General features: G+C 31.1%; 8 protein-coding genes and 1 pseudogene. 5 read left to right on the top strand and 4 right to left on the bottom strand.

The genetic code is table 11. From position 1 onward, the window contains the following. Together EZH24_RS02210 and mutS are read right to left on the bottom strand one after the other, a co-directional pair. A pseudogene (locus EZH24_RS02210) lies at positions 1 to 285 on the bottom strand (phage minor head protein); the annotation flags it as partial. Between the two features lie 115 nt (positions 286 to 400). Next, complete coding sequence (gene mutS, locus EZH24_RS02205; protein WP_137997504.1) at positions 401 to 3,043, bottom strand: DNA mismatch repair protein MutS; 2,643 nt, start codon at positions 3,041 to 3,043, stop codon at positions 401 to 403. A gap of 235 nt (positions 3,044 to 3,278) precedes the next feature. Here mutS and EZH24_RS02200 point away from each other — a divergent pair, with 235 nt between their 5' ends. The 5 genes from EZH24_RS02200 to EZH24_RS02180 all read left to right on the top strand — a co-directional run bounded on the left by EZH24_RS02200 (position 3,279) and on the right by EZH24_RS02180 (position 9,316). Next, complete coding sequence (locus EZH24_RS02200) at positions 3,279 to 4,589, top strand: NCS2 family permease (protein ID WP_137997503.1); 1,311 nt, start codon at positions 3,279 to 3,281, stop codon at positions 4,587 to 4,589. A gap of 274 nt (positions 4,590 to 4,863) precedes the next feature. Then, the gene (locus tag EZH24_RS02195) at positions 4,864 to 5,142 is read left to right on the top strand and encodes an NAD(P)H-dependent oxidoreductase subunit E (RefSeq protein ID WP_236847035.1); all 279 of its coding nucleotides are present in this window, start codon (positions 4,864 to 4,866) and stop codon (positions 5,140 to 5,142) included. Continuing rightward, positions 5,139 to 6,305: an NADH-ubiquinone oxidoreductase-F iron-sulfur binding region domain-containing protein gene (locus EZH24_RS02190; protein ID WP_137997502.1), complete on the top strand. Its 1,167-nt coding sequence runs from the start codon at positions 5,139 to 5,141 to the stop codon at positions 6,303 to 6,305. Before EZH24_RS02195 ends, EZH24_RS02190 begins: the two co-directional genes overlap by 4 nt. Positions 6,306 to 6,316: 11 nt before the next feature. After that, positions 6,317 to 7,708 carry a 2Fe-2S iron-sulfur cluster-binding protein gene (locus EZH24_RS02185; RefSeq protein WP_137997501.1) on the top strand — a complete coding sequence of 464 codons (1,392 nt, stop codon included), beginning with the start codon at positions 6,317 to 6,319 and terminating at the stop codon, positions 7,706 to 7,708. A 51-nt stretch (positions 7,709 to 7,759) separates the two neighbouring features. Continuing rightward, positions 7,760 to 9,316: an FAD-dependent oxidoreductase gene (locus EZH24_RS02180; RefSeq protein ID WP_137997500.1), complete on the top strand. Its 1,557-nt coding sequence runs from the start codon at positions 7,760 to 7,762 to the stop codon at positions 9,314 to 9,316. A 112-nt stretch (positions 9,317 to 9,428) separates the two neighbouring features. Here the strand turns inward: EZH24_RS02180 and EZH24_RS02175 are convergent, their stop codons facing one another. Continuing rightward, entirely contained in the window at positions 9,429 to 10,898 is a 1,470-nt protein-coding gene (locus EZH24_RS02175; protein WP_137997499.1) for a leucyl aminopeptidase family protein, read from the bottom strand. 98 nt (positions 10,899 to 10,996) lie between these two features. Then, entirely contained in the window at positions 10,997 to 12,022 is a 1,026-nt protein-coding gene (gene tsaD / locus EZH24_RS02170; RefSeq protein WP_137997498.1) for a tRNA (adenosine(37)-N6)-threonylcarbamoyltransferase complex transferase subunit TsaD, read from the bottom strand. Positions 12,023 to 12,176: the final 154 nt, after the last annotated feature.

The following is a 12,176-nucleotide window of genomic DNA, read 5'->3' as shown; positions in this document are numbered from 1 at the left end:
GCCTCTTAATGCATGCCGATTTGATTTTGAACCGTTTAATAAATAACTTTCCAAACCTATAGTTATATTTTCGCTAATATCTATACCGATTATTTTTTTTAGTTTATTTACGGCTATTGATTTTATAAAACCTATAGCGGTTATACTTGGATTAGTTTCTTTCCCTTTATTCTCGAAAGCTTTCTCAATAAAACTTTCAAACTGTTCTTTTTTTATTTCGTTTCGTAAAATAGTTTCGGCAATATTTTCAAATCGCTCTGGAAAAGTCTTTTTTGCTTTTCGCATGAAGTCGTCAAACACTACTAAATCTCGGCTATAATTACCTTGATTGAAATTAAAAGCGGGGTCTACTCCAACGGGGACTTTTGAAATAGTTCCAGTTCTTTTATTGATATAAGTTTTATAAATAGTTTTTCCACTTGCTTATCAAATTAATAGCGTCAATCGGAGTAATTTCGTTAATATTCAATTCTTTAATTTCTTTTTCAATTTCGCTTTCTTTTATGATTTCTTCGTTAGAATTATTATATAAAGGCAATATTTCGGAAGATTTATTTAATTCTATATTGTCAAATTGAACGCTCGCCTCGTTTTCGAGCCTTTTCAAAATTTCCGAAGCTCTTTTTATAACTTTATTCGGCGCGCCCGCTATTTTTGCGGCGTAAATTCCATAACTCGATTCCGCCGAACCTTCTATTACTTTCTTCATAAAGATAATTTCGTCTTTATATTCTTCAACCGACACTTTATAATTTTTTACTCCGTCCAATTCTTCGAGCATTGTAAGTTCATGATAATGAGTGGCAAATAAAGTTTTAGCTTTTTTATTTTCTTCGCCAACCAAATATTCTACTATTGCCCAAGCTATTGAAAGCCCGTCATAAGTGGAAGTTCCTCGTCCGATTTCGTCCATAATTATTAAACTTTTATTTGTGCAACGATTCAAAATATAAGCCGTTTCGTTCATCTCCACTAAAAATGTGCTTTCTCCTCTCGCAATATTGTCGCTCGCTCCGACTCTCGTAAATATTCTGTCGACTATGGATATTCTCGCGCTTGCCGCTGGAACAAAAGAGCCAATTTGAGCAAGCAAAACTATTAAAGCGGTTTGTCTTAAATAAGTGGATTTTCCGCTCATATTCGGTCCCGTTATTATAAGCAAATGTTCTTTATCGTTATCCAAATAAGTGTCGTTTGGAATAAAACTTTCGTTAATCAAATTCGCTTCCACTACGGGATGCCGTCCGTCTTTTATATCTATTATTCCGTCTTCCGTCATAATCGGTTTAGTATAATTATCTTCTTTCGCCAAAGACGCAAGCGAAACATAAACATCGATTATTGAAATTATTTTTGCCGTTTTTAAAATCGAATTAATATAAAAATTGACTTTGTTTTTTATTTTGGTAAATATTTCAAATTCCAAAGCGCAACTTTTTTCGTTCGCTTCGTTAATTATTTTTTCGTATTCGATTAATTTTTCAGTCGTAAATCTTTCGGCGCTAACTAAAGTTTGTCTTTTAATAAAATCTTTTGGGACAGCGGATACATTCGGTTTTGTAACTTCAATATAATATCCTATGACATTATTATATCTTATTTTTAAGCTGTTTATTCCCGTATCGAGTCTATAATTTCCTTCCAACTCGCTTATCCAATTTCTGCCCTCTCTTTTAGCTTCGTTATATTTTTTAAGTTGCTCGTTATAATCGTCTTTTATTATGTCGCCTTCGTTTGTTACGATTTTTGGCTCTTCCAATATCGCTCGCTCTATCAAATCGGTTATCAATTTTATATCTGTCGCTTCTTCAAAATTTGCCTCTTCAAAACCGTTTAGCGCAAGTTCGGTAATTATTTCCAAAGATAAAATCAAAAATCTTTTTAACGCTACTAATTCTTTAGGATTTATTCTTCCCAAAGCCAATTTTGAAGAAAGCCTTTCTATGTCTCCTATATCGGCAAGCAAATCGGCGATTTTATACATTAATTTTGTATCTTTATAAAAAAATTCCACATTGTTAAGTCGTTTATTTATTTCTTCAATATTAATCAAAGGCTCAACGATAATTCTTTTTAAGTATCTCGCCCCCATAGAGGTTTTCGTTCTGTCTATCGTGTCAAAGAGAGTCATTTTTTTATTGTCGTTTCTTATGGTTTCAAGGATTTCCAAACTCGATATTGTCGCGTAATCTAAAGTCATGGAATTCTTTTTATCGTAAATTTTAATTTCCGTTATATGTTCTAAAGAATTTTTTTGAAGTTCGCTTATATAATGAATTGTCGAACCGACTAAAGATATTAATAAAGGTTTGTCTTCTATTCCGAAACTTTTTAAAGATAAAGTTTTAAAATGATTTGTAAGAGTTTTATAAGCGTAGGAATATTCCGCGGTATAATCTGGAGTATGGCTATAAAATATTTTTGAAAATCTTTTTTGAATTTCTTTTATTATCTCGCTTTCTTTTACCGAGTCTATTGTCATTATTTCTTTCGGCGAAAATCTAATAATATCTTCGGCTATCTCGTCTATAAGCTCTTTTAAATTTTCGTTTTCAATTTCTGTAATATAAAGCTCTCCCGTAGAAACATCGCATAAAGATATAGCGGCTTTTCTCTCGCTCTTTGAAACTATAATCGAAGCCAAATAATTATTGCTTTTCGATTCCAAATATCTATTTTCCGAAATTGTCCCGGGAGTTATCACTTGAGTCACATCTCGTTTTACTATTCCTTTAGCGGTTTTCGGGTCTTCCATCTGTTCGCAAATAGCTATCTTTACTCCAGATTTTACGAGCCTTGAAAGATAGCCATGAATCGCATGATGAGGAACTCCAGCCATTGGAATATTAGCTCTTTTCGTTAATATAATGTTTAGTATTTGAGATAATCTTTTAGCGTCATCAAAAAAAGCCTCATAAAAATCTCCCATGCGAAAAAGCAAAATGCTGTCTAAATATTTGTCTTTTATTTCTTTATACTGCCTCATCATAGGAGTTAATTTTTCGTTTTCTTCTTTTTCAGGCTTAAAAAAAGTGTCTTCCATAATTGATTAATCCAAAAACAAATTAAAAAATATAAATTAAATATAAAAATTTATTGATTTCGATTAGTATAAATTATTTTTTTCGTTTTATCAAATTTATTTTTGCAAATTATTTTAATAAATTTTTGTTTGAAAAAAATATTAATATAATATATAATATTACCTTCATTAGAAATAAAAAAATATTGAAAATCTTGATTAAAAAATTAAAAAAATTATTTAAGGAGTTTTTATTATGGAAAAGTTTTTCAAATTAAAAGAAAACGGAACGAACATAAAAACGGAGATTATAGCGGGTTTTACTACTTTTATGACTATAGCTTATATATTAGCCGTAAATCCGAGCATACTTGGAGCGACTGGTATGGATAAAGGCGCTTTATTTACCGCTACCGTTATATCGTCTTTGATTGCAACTTTAATAATGGCTTTGCTTGCGAATCTTCCTTTCGCGTTGGCTCCGGGAATGGGATTAAACGCTTTCTTTGCCTACACTGTCGTTATCGGGATGGGACATAGCTGGCAGACTGCTTTAACGGCGGTTTTTATAGAAGGAATCATATTTATAGCCCTTACCGCATTTAATGTTAGAGAGGCTATAGTCAATAGTATTCCGCTTAATATGAAAAGAGCAATATCGGTTGGAATCGGGCTTTTTATCGCTTTCATTGGACTTCAAAACGCTCAAATAATAGTGAATAACGATGCAACTTTAATAAGTCTTGGAAATATAACTTCTGGAAGCGGACTTCTTGCGATTATAGGAATCGTAATTATATCCGTTTTATTAAGCTATAATGTTAAAGGAGCCATTTTGATTGGAATACTAATAACTTCGGCAATAGGAATTCCGATGGGAATAACAAAATTGTCCGCTCATGGAAGTTTTATTCCTCCTTCGATAGAACCGATAGCGTTCAAGTTCGATTTTACTAATATATTTAGTCCAAATATGATTATAGTAATATTTACATTTTTATTTGTCGACTTATTCGATACCGTTGGAACTTTAGTCGGAGTATGCACCAAAGCGAATATGCTTACTAAAGACGGAGAAGTTCCAAGATGCAAGCAGGCTTTATTTGCCGATTCCATTGGAACGGTTGTGGGAGCATGTTTGGGAACTTCGACTGTGACGACTTTTGTGGAAAGCGCTTCTGGAGTCGCGGAAGGCGGAAAAACGGGATTAACTTCTTTAGTGGTTTCGATACTTCTTTTTATCTCGTTATTTTTATCTCATATATTTTTGTCTATTCCGTCTGCGGCGACAGCGCCAGCTTTAATAATAGTAGGATTATTTATGATGACTCCGATTCTTGAAATTAATTTTGAAGATTATACGGAATCGATTCCAGCTTTTATATGCATAATATTCATGCCTTTCGCTTACAGTATAGCCGAAGGTATAACTTTTGGAGTTTTATCTTTTACTCTCTTAAAATTAATCTCGGGAAAAGTTAAAGAGATTTCGGTTTTCACTTGGATATTGTCGGCGTTCTTATTATTAAAGATACTTATGCCTTTAATACAAAAAATGATTAATTAGATTAATAGGACAAAGGCAAGTTGATTTTTTAAATTTCCTTGCCTTTCCATTATATTTATAGCTGAACTTGAAATAAATTCGTTAAAATGATATAATCAAACTTCAAATTAAATTAGAAAAATTAGGAGAATGTATGCCTTCAGGAAGAAAAAGACTTCGTCAAAAAATGGCTACGCATAAACGAAAAAAACGTTTACGCAAAAATAGGCATAAAAAGAAATAATATTTTATAATTTCGTTTCTTATTTAGAGTTATTAGAGTTTAAAAGTTTTTATGGAAACAAACAATATGGCATCCGAAATAAAAACCGTCATAGAAGTATGCGTTGGACTTCATTGTTCTATGAAAGGCGCTTATGTTCTTTTGGAATCCATAAGAAAACATTACGATTTGGAAATTGGCATTCCTTCTTTTGACGGTATGCTCTTAAAAGAAGCGGAATGTTTGCATAATTGCAGTAATGCCGTTTCAATTCTGATTAACGGAATGGAAATTTCTAATTGTTCTTTTAATAATATCGTTAAATATATAGAGGCTATACATGAAAGATGAAAAAATATGTTCTTCATAGCGAAAGCGTTATAAATAATATTCAAACTTATAGAGATTATTTCGGCGATTATCTTCATGCCAAAATTTCAAATTACGATAACATAATAAACGAATTAAAAGAATGCCCGATTTTTACAAGAGATATTTATCAAAAGCCCATCTACGATATTATCGTATCCGAAAAAAATGACGAAGATACTTTGATAATAAACGGTTATTCTATAGATTATCTTATTTTCAAAGATAAATTTCTTTTAAAAAATAATCCTTATCTTATTTTAGATTCGGCGATATTTTTATCGAAAATTCTTAATATAAAAAATATAGATATAATATTAAGAAGCTATTATTTAGAAGAAAAAAATATTTTAATAAAAGCTTTGGTAGAAACTGAAGATATTTATTATATTGACAGAGAAATTTCTATAAATGTTTACGATGAAAATTCTTATTATGATAATTATAAAGAAAAAATAATTATTCCATATTTAGAAAATAAAAAATATATATTCGATTTGGAAACGATAACTCAATTTGGATATTTCGCTCATATAGGAAAAAATAATTTTGAAAAATATGGAAAAGGAGAATTTAAAGGCTCGGTTTTGCTTTCGATTTCGGGCGACATCAATATCCCAAATTTATACGAATTTGAACTTTCGACTTCTTTTAGCGATATTATAAGAATTGCGGGAAACATTCCAAAAGATTGCGATATAAAATGCGTATTTACAAACGGATTTTTGAATCCTCCGATAGATATGGAAAGTTTATCAAATATTTCTTTGGATTATAACGATTTTGAAAATTTAAATTTGAAACTCGGAAACGGCGGAATATGTTTTATAAGAGAAAATAGATGCGTTATAAGAGTCGTTTTAAAAATAGTTTTATTTGCCAAAAGTATAGCTTGCGGAAAATGTATGCCTTGCGGATTCGGTTTTAATTTATGCGAGTATTATTTAAATAAAATAATATTAGGCAAATCAGATTATTCCGATTTTAACGATTTAAAAAATATTTTAAATATGATAATAAAATGCGCTTCCTGTTTTTATATAAGGGCGCTCGTAAACTGCATATTGCAAACTATTGAAAAATTTAATTACGAATTTATATACGCCGTAGAAAAGAAAATTACTTTATACAGCTTTATAAAATAAACGGATATTTTATGATTATAAAAATCACTGTGGACGGAAAAGATATATATTCTCAAAAAGGCTGGACGATATTAAAAGCGTTGTCTTATTTCAAAATAGATATTCCAAATTTATGCGATTATTATAACGACAATACAAATAATAATTTTTCTTTTGTCAGAGACGAAAAAGAATTAAATTGCAAATTATGTCTTATAAAAGTAAAAAGAAAAAATGAGGAATTCTACAATTTCAAATATGCATGCAATGAAATAGTGGAAAACGGAATGAAAATTATAAGCGAAGACGAAGAAATCGCTTCTTATAGAAAATCATTATTAAACTCAATATATTTTAGCCATAACGCGATATGTTCAAATTGCGAAGTAAATTATAATTGCAAATTGAAAAAATATTTTGATTTGTATAATATAACTAAAAAAAATAACGAGAGAGTTAATAACGATAAATTTATTAACGAAATAAAAAATATTGTAAAAACTTTTAATTTGCCCGATTATATAAAAGCCGATTTTGATAGATGCATAAATTGCGGACTTTGCGATAATTACAAAACGATAAACGGCTATAATTCTATGATAGTAGATTTATGCCCGACAAATGTATTTTACGCGGAAAGAAAATTTGAAATAAAAAATAATTCTAATAATTCTATCGAAAGCGTCAAAAGTTTTTGTATAGGATGCAATAAATTATGCGACATAAAATATTTGCATAATAAAGAAACGATAATCGATATAAAATCTATCGAAAATAAAAAATACGGTTTATGCGATTACGGAAGAAAGATGGATTGTTATTCCAACGATTCGCTTAAATATCCTTTAATAAACGGAGTCGAAAACGATTTTGAAAAAGCCAAAGAATTATATCAAGAATTCACAAACGATATTAACGACAATTCTTATTTGGCGATTGCGTCCGCTTCGTATCCTATTGAAGATATAAAGGCTTTTAACTCTCTTGCAAGTTCTTTGGGAATAACGAAACTATATTATAAAAAAAATTATATGGCTACAGACTCGAATGTTATAAGAGAAAATCTTACGAATATAAATAAATATTCGATTGAAGAATTAAAAAGAGAACTTAAATATATTAACGGAGAAAATATAGATTTCGATTCTTATAAAAAATTTATTATTTTGGGAGATTCTTTATTCGACAACGATGAAGAGACGATTTCTTTCGCTCAAAAAAATAAAAGAAATTATATAGTTTTTACTCCGACATTATCTCTTTTGGCTTATAATTCTTTTGTCGCTTTTCCGATAGCGAGACTTGGAGAATTTAACGGTTCTTATATCGATAATTATGGAAAACAAAAAGAGATTGTTTCTTTTTTGAATAAGGATAAGAATAGACTCAATTTAAGAGATTTAATAAAGTATTTGTATTTATAATAATTTTCGTATATAATATAAATAGAGATTATATTTATAAAGGAGTCCTTTATGCGAAAATCAAGAGCCGAAATATTCTCAAATATAGGCGACAATCGTTATGATATAATCGTTATAGGCGGAGGCGTAATCGGGGCAACGATAGCTTTTAAAACTTCGAGAGTCGGACTTTCCACTCTATTACTAGAAAAACATGATTTTTCTTACGGCGCTTCTTCCCGCACGGCTAAAATGTTAAACGGCGGTTTTAACGATATGACGGCTAAAAATATAATCCCAACTATTTATAAAATTAGAGAAAGAAATAATTTAATATATAAAAGTTCGGCAAGACAAATTGGAATATTGTATCCTCTATACGAATACGGAAAATCTGGAATATTTGGACAGGAATTAAAAAGCGGTTTTTACGATTTGCTCTCTCTATTTTCTCCCGTTAAAAGACATGTTTCTCATAGCAGGAATTCCGCTTTGGAATGTTTGCCCGATTTAATAAGTAACGATGTGATAGCGGGAATAGAATATTACGAGGGAATATTGGACGATTCAAGATATGTTATGGAGCTTCTTATAAAAGCCGAAGAAAACGGAGCGGATATTTTGAATTATGCCGAAGCGAAAGCTTTTGAATATACGAAGAAAGAAATACAAAAAATTATTTTATCGGATAGAATAACGGGAAAAATTTACGAAGCGAGCGCAAAAAATATAGTAATCTCGGCTGGAGCTTGGGGACATCAATTAAGCTCTATTCTTCCAAACGGCAGTTTTGACAATAAAGTTCAATATGTGAAAGGAACGCACTTGATAGTAAACGGAGATATTATTCATGTAAATAAATCGGTAGTTTTGCCAAAAATAAAAGACAGACCGAATGTGTTTTTGACTAAATGGAAAGACTCGATGATTATCGGACCTACGATAAAAAAATATAACGGGAATTTGGATTGCATATACGCGACAAGCGATGAGATTGAATATTTGCTCGACATATACAATACTTATTTCAGTTCGATTGTAAATAAGAATCATATAATAACGACTCAATCGGGTATGATGCCCGTTAATCCGATGGATATAAAAATTCACTCTCATCCAAATTATAAATTATTCGTTGTGGAAGGCGGAAGCTTTACTTTATCTTCTTTTGTTGCCGTAAAAACATTACTCAAAATATACGGAAAGCCTTATAAATGGTTTAGCGTTAAAAAATTTATGAATAATAAAATCGATAAAAAAATTGAATGGGTTTTGAAAAAAGAAACGGTCGATTTTCTCATAAATTATTTTTATTCGGTAGATTTGGCGATTCGATTAAACGAATTCTGCAAAAACGATTCTTCTTTACTTGTGAGCGTTGGGCTTGACGAAAGAATCCCGAGAGGATTGATTAAATATTTTATCGAAGTGGAACATGCCTTGCATTTGGACGATATTATGATTAGAAGGTTAAGATTTATTCTAACCGAAAACGACTGCGGAACTTTATTAGCCGAACTTGTAGCCGAAGAAATGGCGAAAACTTTGGGCTGGAATCAGAAACAAATAGAATGGGAAATTAAAAGATACAGAGCGGAAATAAAGCGAGCGAGAGTTGCTTTATATTGATTTTAAAGTCTTGTATTTACTGTGATATATTTAAAAAATTGAAGAGGAACTTATAAAAATAAATCCCTCTTTATTTATTATATTTTATTTATAATATTTTAAATAATAATTTTTATCCATTTTCCGCTATCTTTTCCACAGTTTTTGCAAGAAGATAAACTCCTACACCAGTAGCGCCTTTTGAAGTATATTTTTCGGTTACATTAGAATAAGAAGTGCAGGCTATATCCAAATGCGCCCATTTGCTTCCTTCTGTAAAATACGATAAAAACTGTCCAGCGGTAATAGTTCCCGCTTCTCTTCCGCCCGTATTTTTTATATCTGCAATATCCGATTTTATAGATTCTTTATATTCTTCAAATAAAGGAAGTTCCCAAACTCTTTCGTAAGTGTCGTTTCCAGCGTCTTTAATAATATTCGCCAATTTTTCATCGGTTGATAATAATCCTGTCGCATATTTTCCCAAAGCGATAGAACAAGCGCCCGTCAAAGTCGCTATGTCGATAATATAATCGGGTTTATATTTTTTTATTCCGTAAGATAAAGCGTCCGCAAGTATGAGTCTTCCTTCGGCGTCCGTATTTACAACTTCTACAGTCACTCCGTTATGCATTTTCAATATATCTCCTGGATTAATAGCTCCGCTTCCCGTTTTATTGTCGGTTAGAGGACATATTACGGTAACATTTGCTTTCAAATTTCTATCGGCTATTAAAAATAAAGCTCCACAAACTGCAGCCGCTCCCGCCATATCGTCTTTCATTCCAAGCATAGCGTCCGAAGGTTTTAACGACATTCCGCCCGTATCGAAAGTTATTCCTTTTCCAACCAAAACTACATGCTTTTTAGCTTTTGGATTTTTATATTGAGCGACAAATAATCTTGGAGGATTTTTACTTCCAGCGTTTACTCCCAAAATTCCGTTCATGTTTTGAGTTTTTAATTGTTTTTCGTCCAAAATGAAAACGGTGATTTTTTTCTTCTCTGCTACTTTTTTCGCTCTTTCGATAAAAGTTAAAGAATTGATTACATTGCTCGGCTCATTAACCATATCTCTTGTCCAAAAAATATTTTTCGCTATTTGAGACGCTCTCACTATCGCGTTTTCGGTGTCTTTTTTATGTTCCGAAACCAAAAGTATATTTTTAATTTCCGTTTTATCTTTTAATCTTTTTTCTCCCAAATAATTATTGAAACTATAAGAAGCCAAAAGCATTCCCAAACAAAACTGCTCGTATGATTCCATCGAACCTATTTCGGCAAATAATTCTGCCATATCGACTTCGATGTCGCTTATATGCAAATCTTTCATTATTTTTATTAAAGAAGCTCCCGCGCATTTCCAAGTTTCATACATATAATTTTTTACTTCTTTATAAGTTATATAAATTACTCTCGTATTTTTTGAAAAAGCGAAAGCGAAAGGAGTGGAGATTGTGTAATATTTGTCTTTAACCATGCTATTAAACAAATCTATATATTCCTTATCGAAAGTGCAAACTTTAGGCTGTTCTTTTTCAACTTTTACAAAAATTGCAACCGTATCCTTTTTTATAAAATCTACATTATGTTTTAATTTCATTTTTCGTCCTCTGTCAGAAAATTTTAATTTAAATTTTATTTAATTATATATAATGTTTTTTTTATGTCAATTATAAATCGGAAAATAATCTTATAATATTACATTGTATTTTTCTTTTTGCTATTATATTTTTTATTTAAAACTCTCGAAAAACAATCCAAATTATAATCCGCATATTCAATTTTATCTTTCATATAATATGCGAGTCCTCCAACCATTGCGGCATTATCGGTTGTGTATTTTAATTCGGGCAAATAACATTCAAAATCTTTCGAGTTTGAAAATCGCTCTCTCAAATAACTATTGCATGCCACTCCGCCAGAAATCGTCACTCTTTTTATACCGCTTCTTTCGGAATATTTTAAAGTTTTTATATATAAAGGTTCTATTGCGCTTACTTGAAAAGCCGCCGCTATATTTTCGTTTGTCGCTTCATAATTTTCTTTCAAATATTTTTTTGTAGAATAGACGCATGCGGTTTTAAGTCCGCTGTAAGAAAAATTGAATTTATCCGCTCCGCTTAAAAGTATCAAAGGATATTTAATCGCGTTTTTATCTCCTTTTTGAGCAAGTTTGTCTATTATCGGTCCGCCAGGATAACCTAAATTTAAAAATTTTGAAACTTTATCGTAAGCTTCGCCAACCGCATCGTCCAAAGTCGTTCCGACAACTTTATACTCTCCATGCGAATGGACTTCCGTTATTATCGTATGCCCGCCCGATACGACTAAAGCTATATAAGGGAATTCTATTTTGTTGGTAAGGTGAGGCGAATAAATATGAGAGGCTATGTGGTCCAAGGCTATTAAAGGTTTTCGCATTGCAAAAGATAGTCCTTTAGCCGTTCCCACTCCAACCAAAAGCGAACCCAAAAGTCCCGGTCTATTTGTAACGGCAAATAAATCTATATCTTCTAATTTTAGGTTTGCGTCTTTTAATGCCTTGTCCATTACATAAATTATCGCTTCTATATGTTTTCTTGCCGCTATCTCGGGGACAACTCCTTGAAATTCTTTATAAGCGTCTATAGAAGAACTTAAAACCGAAGACAAAACTTTATTTCCATTTTCGACTATCGCAACCGAAGTGTCGTCGCATGAAGTGTCTATTGCCAATATTTTCATTTTTTAATTTATTTCATTGTCATAATTAATGTATTAAAATTAAAAGAGATTTTATTTTTTGTCAAGTATTAAAACTTGGACACTCCGAAACAAAAAAACAACCCCATGCATATCCGCATGAGGTTCGTAAAAATTATATTATATGAAAGAATGT

The sequence above is a fragment of the Brachyspira catarrhinii genome, from assembly GCF_005518285.1.
GTDB lineage: Bacteria > Spirochaetota > Brachyspiria > Brachyspirales > Brachyspiraceae > Brachyspira > Brachyspira catarrhinii.
The sequence above is the reverse complement of the archived record's forward strand: the minus strand, read 5'-3'. Positions and strand labels throughout refer to the sequence as shown.

Bases quoted from the DNA above. Each gene is read 5' to 3' on its own strand.
- mutS (WP_137997504.1), bottom strand. From the start codon at position 3,043: ATGGAAGACACTTTTTTTAAGCCTGAAAAAGAAGAAAACGAAAAATTA.
- EZH24_RS02200 (WP_137997503.1), top strand. From the start codon at position 3,279: ATGGAAAAGTTTTTCAAATTAAAAGAAAACGGAACGAACATAAAAACG.
- EZH24_RS02195 (WP_236847035.1), top strand. From the start codon at position 4,864: ATGGAAACAAACAATATGGCATCCGAAATAAAAACCGTCATAGAAGTA.
- EZH24_RS02190 (WP_137997502.1), top strand. From the start codon at position 5,139: ATGAAAAAATATGTTCTTCATAGCGAAAGCGTTATAAATAATATTCAA.
- EZH24_RS02185 (WP_137997501.1), top strand. From the start codon at position 6,317: ATGATTATAAAAATCACTGTGGACGGAAAAGATATATATTCTCAAAAA.
- EZH24_RS02180 (WP_137997500.1), top strand. From the start codon at position 7,760: ATGCGAAAATCAAGAGCCGAAATATTCTCAAATATAGGCGACAATCGT.
- EZH24_RS02175 (WP_137997499.1), bottom strand. From the start codon at position 10,898: ATGAAATTAAAACATAATGTAGATTTTATAAAAAAGGATACGGTTGCA.
- tsaD (WP_137997498.1), bottom strand. From the start codon at position 12,022: ATGAAAATATTGGCAATAGACACTTCATGCGACGACACTTCGGTTGCG.